We start from the raw sequence: 25,242 nt of genomic DNA on the forward strand, positions 1-25,242 counted from the left end.
CGGTGTTGCGCAGCCTCGACCAGTGGATCAGGCGAAGGCTTCGATCCATTGCATGGAAGCAATGGAAGCGCGGGCGCACCCGCTTTGCGGAGCTGCGTCGCCGGGGCGTCGGGCACGAGCTGGCGGCACAAACCGCCGGCAGCGCGCATGGTCCCTGGCGCATCAGCAACAGCCCAGCGCTCGCCATTGCCCTGCCGAACGCTTTCCTCGCAAGCATCGGCCTCGCTTTCCTCGCCCCTGCCAATGCCGCATAACCAACCGAACCGCCTTGTACGGGCCCGTACGCAGGGTGGTGTGGGAGGGGAGGAACCGCAAGGTTCCCCCCTATCCCGATTTCAGCTTTCGGCGCCATCCTCGGCTGATTGATCCTGCGCCCTTGCATTTCATCGCCGAATTGCCGATATGGAAAACGGGAGGTTGGTGGTGGACGGTCCACTCGCCAACCGGGTCAGGTCCGGAAGGAAGCAGCCCTAACGAGCCCGGAACGGGTCATTGTTCCAGCCTCCCGCCTCTTCGCCTTTCTCCCGCGACATTGACGGCGCCAAGCCCTGCGGGCGAAACTATGCGCAGGAATCGGCCGCCCCAGACGTGGCCTTGGAGCTTTACTGGCGAATGAGCGAAGCCGGAAATTCGGGAACGGAAAAGGCCGCCGCCTATCGCGTTCTGGCGCGCAAATACCGTCCTGCGAATTTTTCGGAACTGATCGGCCAGGAGCCGATGGTCCGCACCCTCACCAACGCCTTCGCCACCGGCCGCATCGCCCAGGCCTGGATGCTGACCGGCGTGCGCGGTGTCGGCAAGACGACGACGGCGCGCATCCTGGCCCGCGCGCTCAACTACAAGACCGCCTCCGTCGACCAGCCTTCAGTCGATCTTGCCGTGCTGGGCGAGCACTGCCAGGCGATCATGGAAGGCCGACATGTCGACGTCATCGAGATGGACGCCGCCTCGCACACCGGCATCGACGATATCAGGGACATCATCGAGCGCGTGCGCTACGCGCCGGTCTCGGCGCGCTACAAGGTCTACATCATCGACGAAGTGCACATGCTCTCGACCCAGGCCTTCAACGGCCTGCTGAAGACGCTGGAAGAGCCGCCGCCGCACGTCAAATTCATCTTCGCCACCACCGAAATCAGAAAAGTGCCGATCACTGTTCTGTCGCGTTGCCAGCGCTTCGACCTCAGGCGTATCGACGCCGGCGCGCTGGTCGCTCATCTCTCCTCGATCGCCGCCAAGGAAGACATTGCGGTCGACGACGACGCGCTTGCGATGATCGCCCGTGCGGCCGAAGGCTCGGCGCGCGACTCGCTGTCCATTCTCGACCAGGCGATCGCCCATGGCAGCGGCACGGTCAGCGCCGAAGCAGTGCGCGCCATGCTCGGCCTGGCCGACCGCGCCCGCATCGTCGACCTGTTCGAACATGTGATGAAGGGCGATGTGGCGGCCGCGCTCGCCGAATTCCGCGCCCAGTACGACACCGGCGCCGATCCGGCCGCGGTGCTGACCGACCTTGCCGAGTTCAACCACCTCGTCACCAGGCTGCGCTTCGTGCCGACCGCCCTCGATGACGCCTCGCTGTCCGAGGACGAACGCCGTCGCGGCGCCGATTTCGCCAAGGCACTGTCGGTCAGGGTGCTGTCGCGAACCTGGCAGATGCTGTTGAAGGGCATTCCTGAGGTGCAATCCTCGAACCGGCCGGTCAGCGCCGCCGAAATGGTGCTGATCCGGCTGGCGCACGCCGCCGACCTGCCGACGCTTGACGAGGCGCTGAAATCGCTGGAGAGCGGAGCATCGGTGCCAAATGGTGCGCCGCGCTCGAATGGTGCGCCTGCAAGTCCCGGCCCCGCAAATCCTGGCCCCGCAAGTCCTGGTAATGGCGGCGGCGCCAGTGCGGTGGCGCAGACGCGGATGCCGACGGCCAATGGCGGCGCGCAGACCATGCGGCTGGTCGAGGCCGAGCCGATGCCTGCAGCCTTCGTTCCGACGCCGGAGCCGGTCGCGGATGCGCCGCCGGTGCCGGTGAAATCGCTGGCCGACATCGCCGCCCTTGCCGACGCCCAGCGCGACATGGCTTTCAAGGTGCTGGTGAAGCGCTGCGTGCGCCTCGTGCGCATCGAGCCGGGCCGCATCGACGTCAGCCTGACCGATGACGCGCCGAAGATGCTGCTCAACGATCTGACCGCCAAATTGCGCGCCTGGACGGGTCGCAGCTGGCTGGTGTCGTTGTCGAAGGAAGAGGGCGGCCAGACGCTGGCCGAGATGGAATCGACCAAACGCGAAAACGCCCTTCTCGATGCCAAGAGCGACCCGACCGTCGCCGCCATCCTGGCGCGTTTTCCCGGCGCCAGAATCATCGACGTGCGCATTCCCGATGCACCGGAAGCCGATGCGGTCGAGGCCGAAGTTCCGGTCGAGCCGGCGACAGACGACGACGAAACCTGATACAGCATCAATTTGCAGAGGACCACGCTATGAAAGATCTTCTCGGCATGATGGGCAAGGCGAAGGAAATGCAGGCCAAGTTCCAGGCCATGCAGGACGAGATCGCCACGTTGGAAGCCACCGGACAGGCCGGCGGCGGCTTGGTCGGCGTGACGCTGACCGGCAAATTCGAGATGAAGTCGCTGAAGATCGATCCGTCGCTGTTCAAGGAGGACGAGGTCGAGATTCTTGAGGATCTGCTTCTGGCCGCCCACAATGATGCCAGGGTCAAGGTCGAGCAGATCATGCAGGAAAAGACCCAGGCACTGACCGCGGGACTGCCGATACCGCCGGGAATGAAGTTGCCGTTCTAGATCTGAACTTTAGCGTTTCAGCGGCGCCATGACCAACGAGCCATCAGCCAGGTTGATAGAGCAGCGCGTTCGAAACAGGATCTATGAGATCCTGGAATCCTTGGCCGACTGCGACGCGGGCGTGGATCTCATTGGAATTAATGGCTATTTTCATCTCTTCGACGATTTCCTCCATCATCCGTCCATCGAATCCGGCATGTCGGTTCTGTCGAAGGACGAACGCGCGATCGTGCTGGAAATTGCCGACTTCCTGGAAGCCGCCTGCGCGGCGACCCCTGACTTCACCAGGGCCGAGTTCATCGAGAGCGGCTGGCCGCGGCAGATTGCGCCCAAGGCGCGGGATGCGCGGACGCTGTTCCTGAGACGCGGTCTGTTTTCGGAGGAATTCGACGAGTCCGAGCCCGGGCAACCGATCGTTTTGTCCGCAGGCAGATAGGGCGGTTCGTCCTATTGCTTGGCCCCCAGATGTGCTCCACCGGATGTGCCGATTTGGCCACTCTCGTCGTTTGATAACCCTTTAGCCATCTTTTTGCCTGAAAGAGTATCATTCTTGCCACAAGCCGGGGCGGCGACAGAATGAGGGGATACTTTTGATCGCGACCCGATGGAAGGCGCCATTATTGCTCGGCGTCATCACCTCTCCGCTATTTTTGGCCGCCTGCAGTCAGACCACCTCGCATGGCATGTCCGTGGCCAGCCTGACCGATGCCGTCAAATCCCGGCCCTACAATCACACGGCGAAGGACAAGGAGTGCCTCCAGCGCGCGATGTTCTTCGAATCCAACCGGTCGAGCCGTGACGGCATGATTGCCGTCGGCACGGTGGTCATGAACCGGCTGCGGTCCGGCAAGCACGGCAACACCATCTGCCAGGTGGTCGGCGAGCGCGGGCAGTTCGCGCCGGGCGTGATGACGCGGCGGATGAATTCGAAGGCGCTGCCCGATGTCGAGGAAGCCGCCGAGGCGGTGCTCAAGGGCGAGCGCAAGGCCAAGCTGAAGAACACGATGTTCTTTCACACCGCCGGCCTGCGGTTCCCCTACAAGAACATGCACTACACCATGGTTGCCGGCGGCAATGCCTTCTATGAAAAGCGCGGCCGGAACTGGAAACCGTTGCCGGACGAGCCCATGGTCGCGATAGCACAGGCTACGCCGCGGGCGCCGAGGCGCGCCACGCTCGTGGCCTCCGCGGCGCCGGTGCGGGCAGACAAGGCAACATCCGCCCGGGCGACATCCGCTGAGCCAACAGCTACTGAGACAAGGCCGGTCGAGGCAACCTACGTGACCGCAGCCGCACCGCAGGCGGCAAAGCCGATGAAGGCGACCTTCGTGAAGGCGATCCCCGCGGAGGCTATCTCCGAGAAGGCGACGCTCGTGGCGATGCAGGAGCCGGACGCGGCCCGTTTCGGCGGCACGGCCGGTGCGCAACCAGTCAGTTCATTCTCGGCGGCTCCGGCCGAGCCGACGATGTCGTTTGAATCGACGCCCGAGAACACCGACGCCATCGGCGCGATGATCGCAGGCCAGGCCCGGCCGCTGGAAGCATACTGACGGCAGCAGCGTCTTTAGCGTCGACGCTGGGCATCGGAGTGTTCCAAGGCGCGCGGAAAAATCCTAGAGCCTGATCCATTCCGATTAAAATCGGAATGGGGATCTATGTTCTTGTTTGACCATGATCTTTCCCGAAAACCGGTTTCCACTTTTCGGGATCATGGTCTAAACCGATGCGATGTCGAAGCGAATCGCTGGTCCCGAGATCGAACGCCTGATCCAGCTTCTGGCCAAGGTGCCGGGGCTCGGTCCCCGTTCGGCCAGGCGCGCCGCGCTCCATCTGATCAAGAAGAAGGAACAGCTCCTGTCGCCGCTCGCCGCCGCCATGAGCGAGGCGGTCGACAAGGTGCGCATCTGCTCGACCTGCGGCAATGTCGATACGTCCGACCCCTGCATGATCTGCACCGATCCGCGCCGCGACGCCGGCACGCTGATCGTCGTCGAGGACGTGGCCGACCTCTGGGCGCTGGAGCGGGCGGCCGCCATGAATGTCCGCTACCATGTGCTCGGCGGCACGCTGTCGCCGCTCGACGGCATGGGTCCCGAGCAGCTCAACATCCGCTCGCTGGTCGACCGTGTCGCCGGCGGCGAGGTCAAGGAGGTGATCCTCGCCGTCAATGCCACGGTCGAAGGCCAGACCACCGCGCATTATCTCACCGACCAATTGTCCGGCTTCGATATCAAGGTGACACGGCTGGCGCATGGCGTGCCGGTCGGCGGCGAGCTCGACTATCTCGACGAAGGCACGCTGGCCGCGGCGCTGCGCTCGCGGACGGCGTTTTAGCGGGTGGTTGTTGGGAAGGACGCTTCTGAGATGATTGCATTCCTTCGCGCCCCCCTCTGTCCTGCTGGACATCTCCCCCACACGGGGGGAGATTGGATGTCACGCCGGCTTTCGCCAACCTCCTGCGCTGGAGAAAAGGCGCCGTTATCAAAGCTGCCAATCTCCCCCCTCGTGGGGGAGATGTCCGGCAGGACAGAGGGGGGCGCGACAGAGCGCGGGCTACGCAAATTCAGCTTTGCATTTCTTCTCGTCGCACTAACTCTCATCCTCCTCATCTCCCCCGCCTCCGCCGCACCAATCGACGACCAGTTCCGCGCCTGGCTGCAGAATGACCTTTGGCCTGAAGCCAAAGCCAAAGGCATCTCCAGAAAAACCTTCGAGGCCGCCTTCAATGGCGTCAAACCGAACCTCAAACTGCCCGACCTGGTGATGCCGGGCAAAAAGGCGAAAACACCGCTGAAGCAGCATCAGGCGGAGTTCGGTTCGCCCGGCGCCTATTTCACCGAAAAGACGGTTCGCGCCGTCACATCAGGCGGGCGGGCGCGCAAGGCGGCCAACGCCAGGACGATTGCCGCGATCGAGCAGCGTTACGGCGTGCCGGGCGACATGCTGCTGGCGATCTGGGGCCGCGAGAGCGGCTTCGGCGCGGCGAAGATGCCCTACGACGCCTTCGAGGTGCTGGGCACCAAGGCGTTCATGGCGACCAGGAAGGATTTCTTCCGCACCGAGCTGATGGCGGCGCTCGAACTCGTCGAGCGTGGGCTGGCACCGGTCGGCGCGATGAAATCGTCCTGGGCGGGCGCGCTCGGCCAGCCGCAATTCATGCCGACGTCCTTCCTGAAGCATGCCGTCGATTTCGACGGCGACGGCCGGGCCGACATCTGGAATTCGAAACCCGACACGCTGGCCTCGATCGCCAACTACCTCGTCCACTATGGCTGGGTGAAGGGCCGTGAATGGGGTTTCGAGGTGACGGTGCCGGAAGCGATCTCCTGTTCGCTCGAAGGTCCGGACCAGGGCAAGAGAATTTCCGAGTGGGCTGACATGGGTATCAAGCGCGTCGCGGCAAGACCGTTTCCGGCGCGCGAGTTGAAGGCCGAAGGCTTTCTCTTGATGCCGGCCGGGCGCAGCGGTCCAGCCTTCATCGTCACGCCCAATTTCTACGTGCTGAAACAATACAACACCAGCGATCTCTACGCCCTGTTCATCGGCCACGGCGCCGACCGCATCGCTCATGGCGACAGCAATTTTTCGAGCAGCTGGGGCGCGGTCGGCGGGCTCTACAGATCGGACATCGCCGCCCTGCAGCGGGCGCTGGAGGCCAAGGGCTACGATGTCGGCAGCGCCGATGGTTTGCCAGGCTTCAAGACGCGCCGTTCGATCGGCAAATGGCAGGCCGGGAACGGTCGGGCCGCCACCTGCTTTCCCGACGCCGATCTGGTCACCGCACTGAAGTAGTTGCAACATCAGCGGATTTTAGCCGGCGTTGTGGCCGCTCGCCGCGCCCAATCTGGTACAACGCGCTGTCTTGCAAATGCCCGTTGCCGGCTTGGAAACCGCCGGATATGGTAATGGTCCAACTGGACAAAAATTGCCAAGGCAACCGGTCCAGGGGCTATCGTTCAGCCCGGCAAAGAACGCAACAGCCTGAGCCGGGAACTCAGGTCAACAAAACAGGGAACAGTCAAAAATGATGATGGAAAAGTTTGCTCTACGCTCCCGCTTCTTGCTTGCGGGTGCGGCCATGTCCGCGCTGCTTCTGGCCGGCGCACCGGCCTTTGCGGTCACGCCCGCCGACACGCTGGTCGAGGGGTTCGCCATCGACGACATCATCTCCATGGATCCGGGCGAGGCGTTCGAATTGTCGACCGCCGAGGTCACCGGCAACACCTACGATCTTCTTGTCCGTCTCGACTTGAGCGACACCTCCAAGGTCAAGGGCGATCTCGCCGAAAGCTGGAGCGTCTCCGACGACGGCCTGACCTACACCTTCAAGCTCAAGCCCGGCCTGAAGTTTGCCTCGGGCAATCCGATCACCGCCGCCGACGTCGCCTATTCGTTCGAGCGTGCCATCAAGCTCGACAAAAGCCCTGCCTTCATCATCGGGCAGTTCGGCATCGATGGCGGTAACGTCACCGAGAAGGCCAAGGCTGTCGACGACACGACATTCCAGTTCACCGTCGACAAGGCCTATGCGCCGAGCTTCGTCCTGAACTGTCTGTCGGCAACGGTCGCCTCGGTCGTCGACGCCAAGCTGGTCAAGGAACACGTCGCCGCGGTCACGCCGAGCGACGACTACAAATACGACAACGACTTCGGCAACGCCTGGCTGAAGACCGGCTATGCCGGCTCCGGCCCCTACAAGCTGCGCGAATGGCGGGCCAACGAGGTCGTCGTCATGGAGCGCAACGACAATTATCACGGCGAAAAGGCCAAGCTCGCCCGCGTCATCTATCGCAACATGAAGGAAAGCTCGGGCCAGCGCCTGGCGCTGGAGGCCGGCGACATCGACGTTGCCCGCAATCTCGAACCGAACGACCTCGACGCCATCGCCAAGAACGCCGATCTCACCACCACCAGCGCGCCGAAGGGCACGGTCTTCTACATCAGCCTCAATCAGAAAAACCCGAACCTCGCCAAGCCCGAGGTTCGCCAGGCCTTCAAATATCTTGTCGACTACGATGCCTTGAGCTCGACCATCCTCAAAGGCATCGGCGAGATTCACCAGACCTTCCTGTCGAAAGGCGTGCTCGGCGAGTTGGACGAGAATCCGTTCACGTTCGACCTCGCCAAAGCCAAGGAACTGCTCGCCAAGGCAGGCCTGGCCGACGGCTTCAGCGTCACCATGGACGTACGCAACACCCAGCCGGTGACCGGCATGGCGGAATCGTTCCAGCAGACGCTCGGACAGGCCGGCGTCAAGCTGGAGATCATTCCCGGCGACGGCAAGCAGACGCTGACCAAATACCGTGCCCGCAACCACGACATCTATATCGGCCAGTGGGGCCAGGATTATTTCGATCCGAATTCCAATGCCCAGACCTTTGCCTCGAACCCCGACAATTCGGATGAAGGCAAGACCAAGACCCTGGCCTGGCGCAACGCCTGGGATATTCCCGACTTGACCAAGGAAACGGAAGCTGCCCTGCTCGAGAAGGACGCCGCCAAGCGTGCCGCGATGTACCAGGATCTGCAGAAGAAGATCCTCGAAACCAGTCCTTTCATCATCATTCACCAGCAGCTGGAAGTGGCCGGCCTGCGCAAGAACCTCAAGGGCTTCGCGCTCGGCCCGAGCTTCGACACCAACTTTGTCGGCCAGATCTCCAAGGAGTGATGCCGGCGGACGCGCCGCATGAGCACGGTTGAAAGCCAGGAGACGGCAAGGCGCGGCAGCGCCCGTGCCGTCGCTGTCGCGTCGTCGATCGGCCGCTTCCTAGTCATCGCGATAACCACCTATCTCGGCCTTCTCGCCGTGACCTTCTTCATCGGCCGTGTCATCCCTATCGACCCGGTGCTGGCGGTGCTCGGCGACCGGGCGCCGGCCAATGTCGTCGAGCGCACCCGCCGCGAGATGGGCCTCGACCTGCCTCTGATCGAGCAGTTCTATATCTATGTCAGGAATGCCCTGAACGGCGATTTCGGTACGTCGGTGCTGACCACCAATCCTGTCATGACCGACATCCGCCGCGCCTTTCCGGCGACGATCGAACTGGCGACGCTGGGGACGCTGATCGGTTCGGTGATCGGCGTGCCGCTCGGCGTGCTGGCCGCGGTCCGGCGCGGCAGCATCATCGACCAGATCGTGCGCATCATCGGCCTGGTCGGTTACTCCGTGCCGATCTTCTGGCTGGGACTGCTGGCGCTCGTGCTGTTCTATGCCAGGCTGCAATGGGTGGCATTTCCCGGCCGCCTCGATATCGTCTACGAATACACCTTCACGCCAGTCACCGGCTTCTATCTTCTGGATGCGCTGTGGCAGCGGCAGTGGGACGTGTTTCGCGATGCGTTCCGCCACATCATCCTGCCGGCCTCGCTGCTCGGCTATTTTTCCCTCGCCTATATCAGCCGGATGACGCGCTCGTTCATGCTGAACGAGCTTGCCCAGGAATATATCGTCGCGGCGCGCGCCAAGGGCCTGTCGGAAACGCGCATCATCTGGGGCCATGCGTTACGCAACGCAGCGGTGCCGATGGTCACCGTCATCGCGCTTTCCTATGCCGGGCTGCTCGAAGGCTCGGTGCTGACCGAAACGGTGTTTTCCTGGCCGGGCATCGGCCTCTACATCACCAATTCCCTGCAGAACGCCGACATGAACGCCGTGCTCGGCGGCACCATCATCATCGGCTCGGTCTTCATTGGCATCAATCTCCTGTCCGACCTGCTCTACCGGGTGCTCGACCCAAGGACCAAGGTACGATGAGCGCTGAGGCGATACAAAGCCGTCGCGACTGGCTGCTCAGCGAGCGGCCGGCCTCGCGCATGCAGGCAAGGCTCGGCCGCACCTATGTCGCGTGGCGCCGCTTTTCCGCCAACCGCCTGGCGTTTCTCGGTCTGCTCATCATCATCGCCTTGCTTGTGGTCGCGGCCCTTGCCGATGTGCTGGCGCCCTATTCGCCGACAGTCGGCGACTTGAAGGGTTCGCGGCTGCTGGCGCCGAGTGCCGCGCACTGGTTCGGCACCGACGACCTCGGCCGCGACATCCTTTCGCGCGTCATCTTCGGCTCGCGGTGGACGCTCTACGTCGTCATTCTCGTGGCCATCATCGCCGCCCCCATCGGCCTGCTGGTCGGCACGGTCGCCGGCTATGCCGGCGGCTGGGTCGATGCGATCCTGATGCGCATCACCGACATCTTTCTGGCCTTTCCGAAGCTGATCCTGGCGCTGGCCTTCGTCGCCGCACTCGGCCCCGGCATCGAGAATGCGGTGCTCGCCATCGCCATCACCTCATGGCCGCCCTATGCCCGCATTGCACGTGCCGAAACGCTCACCGTGCGCAATTCGGATTACATCAAGGCGGTGCAGTTGATGGGCGCCTCGCCGTTCCGCATCGTGCTGCGCCACATCATGCCGCTCTGCATCTCCTCGCTGATCATCAGGGTGACGCTCGACATGGCCGGCATCATCCTGACCGCCGCCGGTCTCGGCTTCCTCGGCCTCGGCGCGCAGCCGCCGCTGCCGGAATGGGGGGCGATGATCGCCTCGGGCCGCCGCTTCGTGCTCGACCAATGGTGGGTGGCCGGCGCACCGGGCTTTGCCATCCTCATCGTCAGCCTCGGCTTCAACCTGCTCGGCGACGGCCTGCGCGACGCGCTCGACCCCCGAAGTGGCGATCAATGAGCGGCGACCGCAATAAGCAGCGATCAATGAGCACGCTTCTCGACGTCGACGACCTTCGCGTCACCTTCCCGACGCGCACCGGCCTGATCGAGGCGGTGCGCGGCGTCTCCTTCTCGCTTGGCCGCGAACGGCTCGGCATCGTCGGCGAGAGCGGTTCCGGCAAGTCGCAGACCGGCCGCGCCATCATGGGCCTGACCCCGCCGCAGGCCGAGGTCACCGCCGGGAAACTCGCTTTCGACGGCATCGACCTGCTCGCGGCGTCGCCCCGCGACCGCCGGTCGCTGCGCGGCAAGCGCATCGCCATGATCCTGCAGGATCCGAAATACTCGCTCGACCCGGTGATGAGCATCGGCCGCCAGATCGTCGAGACGCTGCGCACGCATGAGAAGGTCGGCAAGGCGGAGGCACGCGACCGCGCGCTCGCCATGCTGGAGGCGGTGCAGATCCGCGACCCGACCCGCGTCTTCGGCCTGCATCCGCACGAGGTTTCGGGCGGCATGGGCCAGCGCGCCATGATTGCCATGATGCTGATCGCCGGGCCGGAAATGATGATCGCCGACGAGCCGACTTCGGCGCTCGACGTCACCGTGCAGCTCGATGTGCTGAACATCCTCGACAAACTGGTCAGCGAGCGCGGCATGGGGCTGATCTTCATCTCGCATGACCTGCGCCTGGTCTCGTCCTTCTGCGACCGCGTCATCGTCATGTATGCCGGCAAGGTGGTCGAGCAGATCAAGGCGTCGGAGCTCCGCGACGCCCAGCATCCCTACACGCGCGGCCTGCTCAACTGCATGCCCAGGATCGGCTTCGAACGCCACCCGCTGCCGGTGCTCGACCGCAAGCCGGAGTGGGCGGCATGAATGCGGCCCTTTCCATCGACGGGCTGGAGGTGGTCTTCGACCGCTTTCGCGCGCTGAAGGGCGTCAGCCTTGAGGTGAAGTCTGGCGAATCCTTCGGCCTGGTCGGGGAGTCCGGCTCCGGCAAGTCGACGTTGCTGAGGGCAATCGCCGGCCTCGCGCCGGCCGCTTCGGGCACCATCGCCGTCAACGGCAAGAGCCTCGGCGCACGTCGCGATAAGGCGTTCTATCGCGAGGTGCAGATGGTCTTCCAGGATCCGTACGGCTCGCTGCACCCACGCCAGACCGTCGACCGCCTGCTGCAGGAGCCGCTCGCCATCCACGGCTTTGCCGATGGTGAGAAGCGCATCCAGCGGGCGCTGGACGAGGTCGGCCTGGGGACCGGCTTCCGCTTCCGCTATTCGCATCAATTGTCAGGCGGCCAGCGCCAGCGCGTGGCGATCGCTCGCGCCCTGATCCTCGAACCGTCGATCCTGCTGCTCGACGAGCCGACCTCGGCGCTCGATGCCTCGGTGCAGGCGGAAGTGCTCAACCTGCTGGAAGAGATCAGGCGACGGCGCAAGCTGACCTTCCTGATGGTCAGCCACGACCTCGCAATCATCACCCATATGTGCGAGCGGCTCATGGTGATGCAGAACGGCGAGGCGGTGGAAAACCTCACGGCAGCCCAACTTGTCGGGCACCGCGCGACCAAGGACTACACGCGCAACCTCTTGCGGGCGAGCGATGGGTTTGTGCGGACGGCGTGAATCAAATTTCAGTTGTCCGCGTCGTATTCCTTCGCGCATTGACGGCGGCAGGCCCAATGACCCGGCGGCGGTGCCAACTTGAGGAAAACATGAAATAGGGCCAGAAGTCGTCCGAGCCATCATCAACGAGACGGGCGCCGGCCCGGCGAGGGACGAAAATGAAGAATTCAGCCATTTCCGAACGCAAGAACCAGTCGATCTCGCGCGGCGTCGGCATGACCACGCAGATCTATGCCGATCGCGCCGAAAACTCGGAGATCTGGGACGTCGAAGGCCGCCGCTACATCGACTTTTCGTCCGGCATCGCCGTCGTCAACACCGGCCACCGCCACCCGAAGGTGATCGAGGCGGTCAAGGCGCAGCTCGACCGCTTCACCCACACCTGCCACCAGGTGGTGCCCTATGAGAGCTATGTCAGGCTGGCCGAACGGCTGAACGGCATGCTGCCGGGCAAGTTCGACAAGAAGACGATCTTCGTCACCACCGGCGCCGAGGCGGTGGAGAACGCCATCAAGATCGCCCGCAACGCTACCGGCCGGCCGGCGGTCATCGCCTTTGCCGGCGGCTTCCACGGCCGCACCTTCATGGGCATGGCGCTGACCGGCAAGGTCGTGCCCTACAAGGTCGGCTTCGGCGCCATGCCGGCCGATGTCTTCCACGCGCCGTTCCCGGTGGCGCTGCACGGGGTCACCGTCGCCGATTCGCTGGCCGCCCTCGACCGCCTGTTCAAGGCCGATGTCGACCCGGCCCGCGTCGCCGCCATCATCGTCGAGCCGGTGCAGGGCGAGGGCGGCTTCTACGAGGCGCCGCGCGACTTCATGACGGCGTTGCGCAAGATCTGCGACCAGCACGGCATGCTGTTGATCGCCGACGAGGTGCAAACCGGTTTTGCCCGCACCGGCAAGATGTTCGCCATGGATCATCACGAGGTGGCGCCCGACATCACCACCATGGCCAAGAGCCTGGCCGGCGGATTTCCGCTGTCGGCGGTCACCGGCCGCGCCGAGATCATGGATGCGCCCAACCCCGGCGGGCTCGGCGGCACCTATGGCGGCAGCCCGACCGGCGTCGCCGCAGCACACGCCGTGCTCGACGTGATCGAGGAGGAAAAGCTTTGCGACCGCGCCAACACGCTGGGCGCGCGCCTGAAGCAGCGGCTGCAATCGATCCGCGACGACACGCCGGAGATCGTCGATATCAGAGGCCCCGGTTTCATGAACGCGGTCGAATTCAACGATGTGAAGAAGGGCCTGCCGTCGGCGGAGATCGCCAATGCGGTCCGGCTGAAGGCGCTCGACAAGGGCCTGATCCTGCTCACCTGCGGCGTCTACGGCAATGTCATCCGCTTCCTGGCACCGATCACCATCCAGGACGGCGTGATGAACGAAGCGCTCGACATCCTGGAAAGCGCGATCCGCGAGGTCCGCACCGCCTGACCCTCGTCTGCTCCGGGATGTGGTGAGATTCGGGTCAGGCCGAATCGAGAATGGTGGGTTCCGAGAACCGGAACGGAGCGTACTTTTGGGTGCGTGAGTACCGGAAGCGCAGGAAACCGCCGTTCGCAGGCCGGCTGAACATCAACATATCCTATTCAGCGGCGCGGACAGGCTCCTCCTGCTGGAAGGCGGCGACCGCCGCCTTCAGGCCGTCCGGTCCTGCCGCAACCGTCTGCGGCGTCGGCGAGAAGCCGGCGCCGAGCATCTTGCGGCCAAGCATGTGGTCGCCGGGGCGATTGACCGATTCGATGCCAAGCAGCCGGTTTGCCGCATAGTGGTAGATGGAGAATCTGTTCTCGTTGACGTCGCCCAGCACGACATGGCTGTCGCCGCCCGAAATCAAGCCGACCATTTGCAGCTTCATGTCGCCGATATCGGACCAGAACCATGGCACCGCCGCAAAGGCGTCCGCTTGGCCGAGGATGGTGCGCGCGGCAAGGCGCGCCTGATCGGTCGCATTCTGCACCGATTCCAGCCGCACATCGCCGCCGGTGAGCCAATGCCGGTAGGAGGCGGCATCGCCGATGGCAAGGATTTCGGGCACAGAAGTGCGCATCTGCTGGTCGACGCGGATGCCGTTGGCGGTAGTAATACCCGCAGCTTCGGCCAGTTCGACATTGGGCACGACGCCGATGCCGATGACGACCATCTGCGCCGGTAGGCGCTCGCCGCTTGCGGTGATCGCAGCCGAGACACGGCCGTTCTCGCCTTCGAGCCGCGCAATCGTCGTGCCGGTGAGGATGCGGACACCAGTCGCTTCCAGCCGCTGGCGCACATGGCTGGCGATGACCGGCGCCACTGCCCGGCCGAGCAGCCGGTCGACCGCCTCGACCACGGTGACCTTGCGGCCGGCCGCTTTGAGCGTCGCGGCGATCTCCAGTCCGATGAAGCCGCCGCCAAGGATCACGACATCCTCGCTCCGTGCACTCAAATCGCGGACCAGTCGCGCGTCGGCGAGCGAGCGCAGCGACACCACGCCTGAAAGATCCGACCCCGGCAGCGGCAGGATGCGCGGCCGCGAACCGGTCGCCAGGATCAGCCGGTCGAATGCCAGCGAGCCGCCACCCGATAGTTCCAGCCTGCGGCCCCTGGCATCGATGCGGTCGACCCTGATGCCCGGCCGGTAGCCGATCGCGCTGCCGCTATAAAAGGCCTCGCCGCGTAGCGGCTGCGGTTTGGCCTCTCCATCCTTGATAAAGGTCTTCGACAGCGGCGGCTTGTGGTAGGGCAGTTCGTTTTCGTCGCTGACGAGGATCACGGGCCCGTCGTAACCGTCCTCGCGCAGGCTGGCGGCCGCTTGCACGCCCGCGTGACCCGCACCGACAATGACCACACCGTTTTTCATCGCAGCCCCAATTCTTCATCCAAGTCTAGAACGTCTCGCCAAGTGGCGATTGTCTGACGCCGCCGCAAGACCGCTTTTGCGGGTCGCACCCGGAATGGCGGTCTGTCAATCGTCTCGTTCGACGGCGACATGGTAAATATGGCTAAAGTTGACACTTGCAGTTTAGAATAATTCTAAACTGTTGTTTCAATTGGCTTTTCTCTCTGAAATCGGTTGACTTCCGCCCCCTTCATCGCTTTATGAGAGCTTGCGCGTCAAGCGCATCCCTTTGATGTCTGGGCCTTGAACCCTTTCGATTGGAGGCATTTCGATGTCTTTCTTCTGCGAACCGCGCCATGCCGCGGTCTGTTTTCCGCCAGATGGCATGGACCTGCCTTGGCGCCGATTGCCTGCCGACGCGCCTTTGGCGCCGGCATTTCACTGAATTCCGAGGAGATGACAATCATGAGAGCGATGATCACGGCACGGTATGGCAGGCTCGCCGCGATCGGCGCCACGGCGGCATTGACGGCGGCGATATTCGTGTTGCCGGCCAAGGCGGAAACCGATGCGAAGGCGGTCATCAAGACCTATTCCGACATTGCGCTCGCCAAATATGAGGATTCCCTGACCACGGCACAGGCGCTCGACAAGGCCGTCGACGCGCTGCTCGCCAAGCCTTCGGAGGAAACGCTGACCGCCGCCCGCGAGGCCTGGAAAGCGTCGCGCGTTCCCTATCAGCAGACCGAAGTCTACCGCTTCGGCAACGCCATCGTCGACGACTGGGAAGGCAAGGTGAATGCCTGGCCGCTGGACGAAGGCCTGATTGACTATGTCGCCGAGAGCTACGGCACCGAGTCGGATGCGAATGCGCTCTACACCGCCAATGTGATCGCCAACAAATCGATCGAGATCAACGGCCAGAAGATCGACGCCACAGAGCTGACGCCCGAGTTCCTTTCCGGCACGCTGCAGGAGGCTGGCGGCATCGAATCCAATGTGGCGACCGGCTATCACGCCATCGAATTCCTGCTGTGGGGCCAGGATCTGCACGGCACCGGCGCAGGTACTGGCGAACGGCCCTATACGGACTATGACCTCGCCAACTGTACCGGCGGCAATTGCGATCGCCGGGCGCAGTACCTGAAGTCGGCGAGCGACCTTCTGGTTGCCGATCTGCAGGACATGGTCAACGACTGGAAGGAAGGTGGCGCCGCCCGCAAGAACCTTGTCGATGGCGAGCCGAAAGCCGGCATCTCGACCATCCTCACCGGCATGGGTTCGCTGTCCTATGGCGAACTCGCCGGCGAGCGCATGAAGCTCGGCCTGCTGCTGCACGATCCGGAAGAGGAGCACGACTGCTTCTCCGACAACACCTACGATTCCCATCTCTACGATGCCGTCGGCATCCGTACCGCCTATAGTGGCAGCTACACGCGCCTTGACGGCACGGTCGTCGAAGGGCCCTCGGTATCGGACATGGTCAAGGAAGCCGATTCGGCGATCGACAAGGAACTGTCGGACAAACTGGATGCCACCGTCGCCAAGATGGAAGCCATCAAGGCGCGGGCGCTTGCCGGCGAGGCCTATGATCAGCAGATCGGAGAAGGCAACGCGGAAGGCAACGCCAACGTGCAGGCGGCGATCGACGCGCTGGTCGACCAGACCAAGTCGATCGAGCGCGCCGTCGGCACCCTGAAACTCAATGCCATCGCCTTCGAGGGTTCGGACAGCCTCGATGCGCCAGACAAGGTATTCCAGTAAGGCGTCAAAGCCGAGTATAAGCCACACGGCGCGGAGCAAGCGCCGTCAGCCAAGAGCAAACTATGCTGATCTGCCATTGCAACATCATCACCGAGAAGGAGATTGAGCAGACGATCGTCGGGCTGCTGGATCAGGATCCCTGGCAGCTTATCGTGCCGGCGAAGATCTATCATGCCATGCAGAAGCGCGGTCGCTGTTGCGGCTGCTTCCCAAATGTGGTGGAAACGATCATTCGGGTAACCGAAAATTACCATGCCCGCTCGGAGGCGAGCGGCGTGGACATCGTTTCACACCTGGATCGCGTCAGAGGCCTGCGCGTCCAATACGGGAGCAGTACCCATGAAAGGCGAACAGCAGATCATCGAGCGGCTTAACGAGGCTCTCTTTCTGGAACTCGGAGCGGTCAATCAGTACTGGGTACATTTCCGGCTGCTGGAGGACTGGGGATACGCCAAGCTGGCAAAGAAGGAGCGCGCGGAATCGATCGAGGAGATGCACCATGCCGACCGGCTCGTGGCTCGCATCATCTTCCTTGAGGGTCATCCGAACCTGCAGTCGGTAGCGCCGCTACGCATCGGACAGAATGTCAAGGAAGTGCTCGAATCCGACCTTGCCGGCGAGTATGACGCGCGTACCGCCTACAAGCGGTCACGCGAGATTTGCGAAGAAGCAGGCGACTACGTGTCTATGAAGCTGTTCGAGGATTTGCTGTCCGACGAGGAAGGTCACATCGACTTCCTCGAGACGCAACTCGACCTGCTCGCCTCGATCGGCGAGGAAAAATACGGCCAGCTCAACGCCGCATCGGCCGACGAGGCGGAATAGGGACATGCGGGAATGCGGCGCCCCTTAGATTTCTTGCGCCGCTTGCGGCCGGCCGATGATTGCGGCCTGCCTTCCCAGCAAAACCCGCGATACAGATGGCTTCGCGGGCTGTCGGTTGCCGTTGTGGTCGCACTTGCGGCCTCGGCGCGGGCCGGCGCGCCCGAACCGGCGGGCCTCGCCACCAGCCGGACCGATCTGATGCCGAAGGATCTGGCGCGCGTCATCGCTATCACCCGGCCGACCAAGGATTTTTCCAAGCCCGAGCAGTTCGAGCCGATGCAGGGCGGCGCCGGCACGTCGCGGAAAGGCGTCAGCAAGGACGCCTTCTCGCAATCCTCCGCCAATCTTACTTTCGAGGAAGAGGGCACCTTCAAGCTCGGCAATGCCATTTTCCGCAAGAACTGGGTGTCGTCGCCGTCGTCGACGCAGGCATCGGACGGGCTCGGCCCGCTGTTCAACGAGCGCGCCTGCCAGAACTGCCATCTGAAGGACGGCCGCGGTCATCCGCCGATAGGCGATGGCGGCACCACCTCCATGTTCCTGCGGCTGGCGCGGCAGGCGAGCACCGAGGAGGAGAAGGCAGCGCTTGCCGACCGCAAGGTGCTCAATTTCCCCGACCCGGTCTACGGCTCGCAATTGCAGGATCTGGCGGTTCCAGGCCTTCGGGGCGAAGGCAGGATGCGCGTCGACTATCAGGAGCAGAAAGTCGCGCTGCCGGACGGAACCGTGGTTTCGCTGCGCAAGCCGAGCTATTCGGTCGACGACCTTGCCAGCGGACCGCTCGATCCGCACACCACGCTGTCGCCGCGCATGACGCCGCCGATGATCGGCCTCGGCCTGGTCGAGCAGATCGCGCCGGCCGACATTCTCGCCCATGCCGATCCGGACGACCGTGATGGCGACGGCATTTCCGGCAGGCCCAACATCGTGCGCGACGGCAAGAGCGGCGAGCTGACGCTCGGCCGCTTCGGTTGGAAGGCGCAGACGCCCTCGATTCGCCAGCAAACGGCGGATGCATTCGCCGGCGATATCGGCATTTCGACGCCGGAAGTGCCGAAACACTGGGGCGACTGCACCGCCGCCGAAAAGACATGTCTTGCCATGCCGAACGGCGTGCAGGAGCGTCTCGGCCCGGTCGAGGCGCCGTCGCCGGTCATGGACCTCGTCACCTTCTATTCGCAAAACCTCGCCGTTCCGGCGCGGCGCGACCTCGACAAACCCGATGTGCTGGCCGGCAAGAAACTGTTCTACGACATGGGCTGCATTTCCTGCCATACGCCGAAATTCGTCACCCGTCGCGGCACGCCCAACAAGGCGCAGGCCTTCCAGCTGATCTGGCCCTATTCCGACTTCCTGCTGCATGACATGGGGCCGGGCCTCGCCGACGGGCAGGCGGTGGGCGAGGCGACCGGCAGTGAATGGCGCACGCCGCCGCTGTGGGGCATCGGCCTTACCCAGACCGTCAACGGCAATAGCTTCTTCCTGCATGACGGGCGCGCGCGCACCTTGACCGAGGCGATCCTGTGGCATGGCGGCGAGGGGCAGGCCGCGCGCGACCGCTTTGCCGCCGCCGATGCGGCCGACCGCGACGCACTGGTCAAGTTCCTGGAGTCGTTTTGATGTCGAAGCGTCCAAGCAGGTTCCGCAAAAGTGTCCCACGGTTTTGCGGCAAGAACCTGCAACAAACAAAAGAATCCAAGCAGGCGTTCGTGGGCCAACCTACGAGTGCCTGCTTAGCGCTCGCTCTGGTTCTCCCGCTGGTCCTCGCCAGCGCTTTGCCGGCGTCCGCCGCGGTCAAGGCCTCCGACGTGATCCAGCGGGCGATCGACGGCTTTGTCCGCCCGGCCTATGCACGCCTGCATGATCATGCGGACAGCCTGACCAAGGCAATGCGCACGCTTTGCGACGCGCCCTCGCAGGAGCATCTCGATGCGGCGCGCGCCGAGTTTTCCGGCACCGTGGATGCCTGGTCGGTCGTGGAGATCATCCGCATCGGACCGATCACGCAGGACAACCGGCTGGAGCGCATGTTGTTTTGGCCGGACCGCAAGAGCATCGGCCTGAGGCAGGTGCAGGCGGCGCTGGCCAATAAGGATCAGACCGCCGCCGATCCGGCCCAGTTGGCGGCAAAGAGCGTCGCCATGCAAGGGCTTGGTGCGCTGGAATTCGCGCTTTACGGCGATGGCGCGGAAACGCTCGCCGGCAAGGGCGATCCCTATCGCTGCGCCTACGGCGCGGCCGTCGCCGGCAACATCGAGTCGATTGCCGCCGAGGTCAGTGACGCCTGGAGCAAACCCGACGGCTTTGCCGCGCTTTGGGCCAATCCGGGGCCGCAAAATGCGCTCTACCGCGACGGCACGGAAGCGGTGACCGAACTGGTCGGCGTCTTCATCAACGAGTTGGAAATGGTCCGCGACGTGCGCCTGAAAGGCTTCCTGGGCAGCAATCCGGAAGCCGACAAGCCGAAACAGGCGATCTACTGGCGTTCGCAAAACACGACGCGCTCGCTGACCGGAAATCTTGCCGGCATGGATGCGCTGTTCCAGGCCTCGCAGCTTGGCGACGCGCTGTCGCCCGATGGACGCTGGATGGCGGAATCGATCCATATCCAGCTCGTCAACGGGGCCGCCGACGCCACGGCCGTCAGAGGTCCGATCGACAAGGCGCTCGCCGACCCGGCGCTGCGCCAGAAGCTCGACCACTTTTCGCTGGTGACATCCAGCCTGTCGACCCTGATCGGCACCAGACTGACCGCCGAATTCGGCCTGACCGCCGGCTTTTCGTCGCTGGACGGCGACTGAGCATGATCCCAAAAAGTTGCAGACTTTTTGGAGAAGGTCATGCTCGAACGGAGATTGCATGCGCACGCCGCTGATCGATCGCCGTGATTTCCTCAGGGCCGCTGGCGTCGGCTTTGCGGCGGCCATGGCGCCGTCCGCATGGGCGAAGACGCTTAGCACGGGCGCCGTCTTCGCCACCGCTTTCGTGAAGCGCGACGGCAGCTATGGCGCGGCCATCCTGTCCGAGGCCGGCAAGGTCCTGCATGCCATCGACCTGCCTGCCCGCGGTCACGACGTCACCTTCGATCCGCTCTCGAAGCGCTCCGTGGTCTTTGCCAGGCAGCCCGGCACTTTCGCGGTGGTTTTCGACCACACCGGCCGCGACGAGCCGCTGACCATTGCCAGCGTCAGTGGACGGCATTTCTTCGGCCACGGCGTGTTCTCGACCGACGGTGCCCTGCTCTACGCCACCGAGAACGATTTCGACAATGCCGCTGGCGTGGTCGGCGTCTATGACGCGCGCGCGAAATTCAGGCGCGTCAGCGAGTTCCCGACCTACGGCATGGGTTCGCACGAGCTTCTGCTGCTGGATGACGGCAGGACGCTTGCCGTCGCCAATGGCGGCATCGAGACGCATCCGGATTACGGCCGCGCCGAGCTCAACGTCGCGACGATGAAGCCTTCCTACGTGCTGGTCGACCGCCTCACCGGCGACCTCGTCGAAAAGCACGAACTGCCGCCGGCGCTGCACCAGCTTTCGATCCGTCACATGGATGCCGATGAATCCGGCGCGGTCTGGTTCGGTTGTCAGTACAGGGGGCCGGGCACCGATCGTCCGCTGCTGGTCGGCCGCGCCGCGCGCGGCAGGGATCTGCAGTTGCTCGACATGCCGCAGGACGTGCTTTCGGGTTTCAGGAACTACATCGGCTCGGTCGCCGCCAATACCGCCGCGGGCACCGTCGCCGTGTCCTCGCCGCAAGGCAACTCGCTTGCGGTGATCGATGCGGCCAGCGGCCGGATCGTCGCCACCAGCGCACTGGCCGAGGTCTGTGGCGTGGCGCCTGAGGGGACGAGCTTCATGGCGACGACGGGCACCGGCGAAATCGTCGAAGCGGGCGGCGCGGCACGGTCCGAACCCGACTATGTCTGGGACAATCACATGCTGCGCATCGAGCCGGCCGGATAAGTGCACCCGGCATGTTCACCAACGGCTACGTTCGCTAGAACTTACCGTCTTCAGGCGAAGCGAAGCCGCCAAACGATTTATGCATTATCCCCTTGCGGCGATGAGCCATGGCGGGCACAGGGAATTTGTTTTTCAAACCCCTGTACCCGAGCGGGTGCTTCAACCGGTCGCCTCATGAAGTTGCTTGCCATCGACTGTGCCGCCAATCTCTGCGCCGCTTGTGTCTACGATACAGTGGCCGGGAAAGAGCTCGGCCGCTCGGTGCTCGATCTCGGCAAGGGCCATGCCGAGCATTTGATGGCCGTGATCGAAGAGGCGATGAAGACCGGCGGGACCGACTATGCCGGCCTCGGCGTCATTGCTGTCTCCACCGGCCCGGGCTCGTTCACCGGCCTGCGCGTCGGCGTCTCGGCGGCGCGGGGCCTGGCGTTGGCGCTGAAAATCCCGGCAATCGGGGTGACGACTCTGAAAGCCCTGGCAGCGCAAGCGAGAGAGACATTTCCCGGCCGCGCCGTGCTGGCCGCGCTCGACGCCGGTCGTGAGGAAATCCAGGCAGCATTTTACGACGAAGTGTCGGTTCTGCGTTATGGTCCGGCCGTGACAACGCTTTCGCAAGCCGCCGCCATGGCGGCGGATAGTTCTCCGGTTCTTGCCGGCACGGCGGCAACGCAAATCGCCGCCTCGGCCGGTCGCGCCTTCGACATCGGCCCGACAAGTGCCACGGCCGACATCGCCGTCTATGCCCGGCTGGCCGCCGCCCAAGGTTCCGGTAAAAAGGGTGAAGGCGAAAAGCCGAAACCGCTCTATCTGCGCGGCGCGGACGCCAAGCCGCAGGCGGGCTTTATCCTGTCCAGGAAGAAAGCCGGGAAGAAAAACTGATGCGCATTCCTTTCCTCCAGCCACGCCGCAGGGACTATGCGCTCGAGCCGCTGACGATTGCCGACAGTTCGGCCATGTCGGTGCTGCATCGCGAGGATTTTGTGCGGCCGTGGACCGATGGCGAATTCGCTGCATTGCTCGAGCAGGACACGGTGTTCGGCTATGCCGCGCGCGAGACCGGACAGGGCGCCAAGCCGCCGGTCGGCTTCGTGCTGGCGCGCCTGGCGGCCGGCGAAGGCGAGATCCTGACTGTCGCGGTGGCGCGCTCCCATCGCCGCCAGGGGCTGGGCTGGCAATTGATGGACGCGGTGCTGCGCGAACTGCACGCGCAACGCGCCGAGGCGCTTTTCCTCGAGGTCGACGAGACGAACATAGCTGCGATCGCACTCTATCGGCGGCTGGGATTCCGCGAGGTCGGCAAGCGCCCCAACTATTACAGGTCGCCGGAGCACAGCCCGACCGGCGCGCTTGTCATGCGCCGCGATCTTCGCTAGCCAGAGCGCGGGCAGGGCCACGAGCGGATGATCGGAAAAATCAGGATTTTCCTGGCGCTGGGCCTCGTTGTCGGCGGCTCATTGATCCTCGTGCCGTTGCAGATACTGTCAATGAGGACCGGGCTCTGGCGCGAGACGTTCATCTTGAAGATCTGGCACCGGCTGATCGTCAGGGCATTGGGCATGCGCATCCATGTCAAGGGGACCTTGTCCGGCCAGCGCCCTCTATTGGTCGCGTCGAACCACATCTCCTGGACCGACATCATGGTGCTGGGGTCCATGGTCGACGTGAAGTTTATCGCCAGGGCTGATATGGCCGGCTGGCCGTTGATCGGCATGCTGTCGAAGCTGCAGCGCACCGTCTTCATCGAACGCGAGCGCAAGCGCACGTCGGGCGACCAGGCGACCGAGATCGCCAACCGCATGGCCAAGGGCGACGCCATGGTGCTGTTCGCCGAAGGCTCGACCGGCGACGGCAACATGATCCTGCCGTTCAAGAGCACGCTGTTCGGCGCCGCCTCGATGGCGATTTCGGAAGGGGCGGCCGAAACAGTCTTCATCCAGCCGGTGGCGATCGTCTACACGCGCCTGCATGGCGTGCCGCTCGGCCGCAGGCACCGGCCGATTGCCGCCTGGATCGGTGACGAGGATCTGGTGCCGCATCTCAAGGTCCTGATGGCGGAAGGCGGGCTCGATGTCGAAGTGCATTTCGGCGAGCCGGTCGCCTTTTCCAAGGGCTCCAGCCGCAAGGAAACGGCAAGGCTGATGGAAAGTCAGGTGCGTGACATGGTGCGGGCGGCGCTCGCCGATCCGCGTCCGAGCCGGTAGACCGGAAAGGCTCATGCACAAAATCAAGTGCTACAGCGTCCTTTGCGTCCAAGAGGACGCGCGGCGCTGTAGAGCAGAATCGGCTGTTTTTTGTCAGGGAAAGGCGTTAGAAGCCGCCGGATGGAACTGAACACGATAGAACGGGACGACATCGAACGTGCGGCCGAAACTGCGGTTGCGCCGTCTGCCGCGACGAGGAAGGTCTTCGTCAAGACCTATGGCTGCCAGATGAACGTCTACGATTCGCAGCGTATGACCGATGCGCTGGCCGCCGACGGCTATGTCGCGACGGACGCCATCGGCGAGGCCGATCTGGTGCTGCTCAACACCTGCCATATCCGTGAGAAGGCGGCGGAAAAGGTCTATTCCGAACTCGGCCGCATTCGTGAGATGAAGGCCGAACGGGCTCAGGCCGGCCGCGAGATGCTGGTCGGTGTCGCCGGCTGCGTGGCGCAGGCCGAGGGGTCCGAGATCATCCGCCGCTCGCCGGCCGTCGATCTGGTTATCGGCCCGCAAACCTATCACCGGCTTCCGCATGTGCTGGCACGGGTGCGCGGCGGCGAAAAGATCGTCGAGACCGACTATGCCGTCGAGGACAAGTTCGATCACCTGCCCCGGCCCAAACGCGCCGAGATCATCAAGCGCGGCGTCACCGCGTTCCTGACCGTGCAGGAAGGCTGCGACAAGTTCTGCACCTTCTGCGTTGTGCCCTATACGAGAGGCTCGGAAGTGTCGCGGCCGGTGGCGCAGATCGTCGCCGAGGCCGAGCGGCTGGCGCAAGCCGGCGTACGCGAGGTGACGCTGCTCGGCCAGAACGTCAATGCCTGGCATGGCCAAGGCGAAAACGGCGATGAATGGGGCCTTGGCCGCCTGCTGTTCCGGTTGGCCGAGATCCCCGGGCTTTCGCGGCTGCGCTACACCACCAGCCACCCGCGCGATATGGACGACGAACTGATCGCTGCCCACCGCGACCTGCCGGCACTGATGCCCTATCTGCATCTGCCGGTGCAATCGGGTTCGGACCGTATCCTCAAGGCGATGAACCGCAGGCATACGGCAAAGGACTATCTGACGCTGCTCGACCGGATACGCGCCGCGCGGGGCGATATTGCGCTTTCGGGCGACTTCATCGTCGGCTTTCCCGGCGAGACGGAAGCGGATTTCGAGGCGACGATGGAGCTTGTCCGCCAGGTGAATTATGCTTCGGCCTTCTCGTTCAAATATTCGCCGCGCCCCGGCACGCCGGGCGCCGAGATGGCCGATCATGTGCCGGAAGCCGTCAAGGACGAGCGCCTGCAGCGGCTGCAGGCGCTGTTGCTGAAGCAACAGCAGGATTTCGGCGCGAACCTGGTCGGCAGCACCATCGACACGCTGATCGAGAAGCCCGGTCGTCAGGCCGGTCAGAAGGTCGGCCGCTCGCCATGGCTGCAGCCGGTTATTGTTGATGAAAAGGCCGGCGAAATCGGTGAGATTATCCAGGTACGAATCACGAAGACGGGTTACAACAGCCTGTTCGCCGAATTGGCCTGAAGGTCTCGGCAGATGAGGAGAGACGGTTGAGCGCTGCGGAAGTGAAGAACCTGCCCCAGAA

At 63.9% G+C, this 25,242-nt stretch carries 24 protein-coding genes and 1 other RNA gene; 24 read left to right on the plus strand and 1 reads right to left on the minus strand.

Annotated elements, in window-relative coordinates; translation table 11 throughout:
• From IQ26_RS06935 to IQ26_RS07000, 14 genes are all read left to right on the plus strand, one after another.
• On the plus strand, positions 1-254 hold a 254-nt coding region (locus tag IQ26_RS06935), incomplete at its 5' end, for a group II intron maturase-specific domain-containing protein (RefSeq protein ID WP_276316405.1).
• A 158-nt stretch (positions 255-412) separates the two neighbouring features.
• Positions 413-509, plus strand: an RNA gene (gene ffs, locus IQ26_RS06940) — signal recognition particle sRNA small type.
• Between the two features lie 103 nt (positions 510-612).
• The gene (locus IQ26_RS06945; protein WP_145715237.1) at positions 613-2,445 is read left to right on the plus strand and encodes a DNA polymerase III subunit gamma/tau; all 1,833 of its coding nucleotides are present in this window, start codon (positions 613-615) and stop codon (positions 2,443-2,445) included.
• 29 nt (positions 2,446-2,474) lie between these two features.
• Positions 2,475-2,798 carry a YbaB/EbfC family nucleoid-associated protein gene (locus tag IQ26_RS06950; RefSeq protein WP_145715239.1) on the plus strand — a complete coding sequence of 108 codons (324 nt, stop codon included), beginning with the start codon at positions 2,475-2,477 and terminating at the stop codon, positions 2,796-2,798.
• 28 nt (positions 2,799-2,826) lie between these two features.
• Positions 2,827-3,234 carry a hypothetical protein gene (locus tag IQ26_RS06955; protein ID WP_145715241.1) on the plus strand — a complete coding sequence of 136 codons (408 nt, stop codon included), beginning with the start codon at positions 2,827-2,829 and terminating at the stop codon, positions 3,232-3,234.
• Between the two features lie 154 nt (positions 3,235-3,388).
• Positions 3,389-4,348: a cell wall hydrolase gene (locus tag IQ26_RS06960; protein WP_145715243.1), complete on the plus strand. Its 960-nt coding sequence runs from the start codon at positions 3,389-3,391 to the stop codon at positions 4,346-4,348.
• Between the two features lie 178 nt (positions 4,349-4,526).
• Positions 4,527-5,132, plus strand: a complete 606-nt coding sequence (gene recR, locus IQ26_RS06965) for a recombination mediator RecR (RefSeq protein ID WP_145715245.1) — start codon at positions 4,527-4,529, stop codon at positions 5,130-5,132.
• A 180-nt stretch (positions 5,133-5,312) separates the two neighbouring features.
• The gene (locus IQ26_RS06970; protein ID WP_145715525.1) at positions 5,313-6,590 is read left to right on the plus strand and encodes a lytic murein transglycosylase; all 1,278 of its coding nucleotides are present in this window, start codon (positions 5,313-5,315) and stop codon (positions 6,588-6,590) included.
• A gap of 232 nt (positions 6,591-6,822) precedes the next feature.
• Positions 6,823-8,466 carry an ABC transporter substrate-binding protein gene (locus IQ26_RS06975; RefSeq protein WP_145715247.1) on the plus strand — a complete coding sequence of 548 codons (1,644 nt, stop codon included), beginning with the start codon at positions 6,823-6,825 and terminating at the stop codon, positions 8,464-8,466.
• Positions 8,467-8,484: 18 nt separating this feature from the next.
• Entirely contained in the window at positions 8,485-9,552 is a 1,068-nt protein-coding gene (locus tag IQ26_RS06980; protein ID WP_145715249.1) for an ABC transporter permease, read from the plus strand.
• Positions 9,549-10,469 (plus strand): nickel transporter permease, encoded by a 921-nt coding sequence (nikC, locus tag IQ26_RS06985; RefSeq protein ID WP_145715250.1) that lies wholly within the window; start codon positions 9,549-9,551, stop codon positions 10,467-10,469. Before IQ26_RS06980 ends, nikC begins: the two co-directional genes overlap by 4 nt.
• 26 nt (positions 10,470-10,495) lie before the next feature.
• Positions 10,496-11,329: an ABC transporter ATP-binding protein gene (locus IQ26_RS06990; RefSeq protein ID WP_145715252.1), complete on the plus strand. Its 834-nt coding sequence runs from the start codon at positions 10,496-10,498 to the stop codon at positions 11,327-11,329.
• Positions 11,326-12,075: an ABC transporter ATP-binding protein gene (locus IQ26_RS06995; RefSeq protein ID WP_145715255.1), complete on the plus strand. Its 750-nt coding sequence runs from the start codon at positions 11,326-11,328 to the stop codon at positions 12,073-12,075. The genes IQ26_RS06990 and IQ26_RS06995 overlap by 4 nt, the downstream gene beginning before the upstream one ends.
• Positions 12,076-12,233: 158 nt before the next feature.
• Positions 12,234-13,511: a 4-aminobutyrate--2-oxoglutarate transaminase gene (locus IQ26_RS07000; RefSeq protein ID WP_145715257.1), complete on the plus strand. Its 1,278-nt coding sequence runs from the start codon at positions 12,234-12,236 to the stop codon at positions 13,509-13,511.
• A 151-nt stretch (positions 13,512-13,662) separates the two neighbouring features.
• On the opposite strand, the gene IQ26_RS07005 is transcribed toward IQ26_RS07000, so the two are convergent.
• On the minus strand, positions 13,663-14,916 hold the full coding sequence (locus IQ26_RS07005) for an NAD(P)/FAD-dependent oxidoreductase (protein ID WP_145715259.1): 1,254 nt from the start codon (positions 14,914-14,916) through the stop codon (positions 13,663-13,665).
• A 453-nt stretch (positions 14,917-15,369) separates the two neighbouring features.
• Here IQ26_RS07005 and IQ26_RS07010 point away from each other — a divergent pair, with 453 nt between their 5' ends.
• From IQ26_RS07010 to miaB, 10 genes are all read left to right on the plus strand, one after another.
• The gene (locus IQ26_RS07010; protein WP_208760116.1) at positions 15,370-16,659 is read left to right on the plus strand and encodes an imelysin family protein; all 1,290 of its coding nucleotides are present in this window, start codon (positions 15,370-15,372) and stop codon (positions 16,657-16,659) included.
• 62 nt (positions 16,660-16,721) lie between these two features.
• On the plus strand, positions 16,722-17,033 hold the full coding sequence (locus IQ26_RS07015) for a (2Fe-2S)-binding protein (protein WP_145715262.1): 312 nt from the start codon (positions 16,722-16,724) through the stop codon (positions 17,031-17,033).
• Positions 16,999-17,484, plus strand: coding sequence for a bacterioferritin (gene bfr / locus IQ26_RS07020; protein ID WP_145715264.1), 486 nt, complete (start codon positions 16,999-17,001; stop codon positions 17,482-17,484). The genes IQ26_RS07015 and bfr overlap by 35 nt, the downstream gene beginning before the upstream one ends.
• A gap of 123 nt (positions 17,485-17,607) precedes the next feature.
• A complete protein-coding gene (locus tag IQ26_RS07025) occupies positions 17,608-19,104 on the plus strand; it encodes a di-heme oxidoreductase family protein (protein WP_407660270.1) in 1,497 nt (498 codons plus the stop codon).
• An 89-nt stretch (positions 19,105-19,193) separates the two neighbouring features.
• Positions 19,194-20,285 (plus strand): imelysin family protein, encoded by a 1,092-nt coding sequence (locus IQ26_RS07030; protein ID WP_240547026.1) that lies wholly within the window; start codon positions 19,194-19,196, stop codon positions 20,283-20,285.
• A 58-nt stretch (positions 20,286-20,343) separates the two neighbouring features.
• A complete protein-coding gene (locus tag IQ26_RS07035) occupies positions 20,344-21,450 on the plus strand; it encodes a DUF1513 domain-containing protein (protein WP_145715270.1) in 1,107 nt (368 codons plus the stop codon).
• A 174-nt stretch (positions 21,451-21,624) separates the two neighbouring features.
• Positions 21,625-22,329 carry a tRNA (adenosine(37)-N6)-threonylcarbamoyltransferase complex dimerization subunit type 1 TsaB gene (gene tsaB, locus IQ26_RS07040; protein ID WP_145715272.1) on the plus strand — a complete coding sequence of 235 codons (705 nt, stop codon included), beginning with the start codon at positions 21,625-21,627 and terminating at the stop codon, positions 22,327-22,329.
• Positions 22,329-22,823, plus strand: coding sequence for a ribosomal protein S18-alanine N-acetyltransferase (gene rimI / locus IQ26_RS07045; RefSeq protein ID WP_145715274.1), 495 nt, complete (start codon positions 22,329-22,331; stop codon positions 22,821-22,823). The genes tsaB and rimI overlap by 1 nt, the downstream gene beginning before the upstream one ends.
• A 27-nt stretch (positions 22,824-22,850) precedes the next feature.
• Positions 22,851-23,651, plus strand: a complete 801-nt coding sequence (gene olsA, locus IQ26_RS07050) for a lyso-ornithine lipid O-acyltransferase (RefSeq protein WP_145715276.1) — start codon at positions 22,851-22,853, stop codon at positions 23,649-23,651.
• A gap of 120 nt (positions 23,652-23,771) precedes the next feature.
• Positions 23,772-25,181 carry a tRNA (N6-isopentenyl adenosine(37)-C2)-methylthiotransferase MiaB gene (miaB, locus tag IQ26_RS07055; protein WP_145715278.1) on the plus strand — a complete coding sequence of 470 codons (1,410 nt, stop codon included), beginning with the start codon at positions 23,772-23,774 and terminating at the stop codon, positions 25,179-25,181.
• Positions 25,182-25,242: the final 61 nt, after the last annotated feature.

This window comes from Mesorhizobium tianshanense (genome assembly GCF_007830515.1).
Lineage (GTDB): Bacteria > Pseudomonadota > Alphaproteobacteria > Rhizobiales > Rhizobiaceae > Mesorhizobium > Mesorhizobium tianshanense.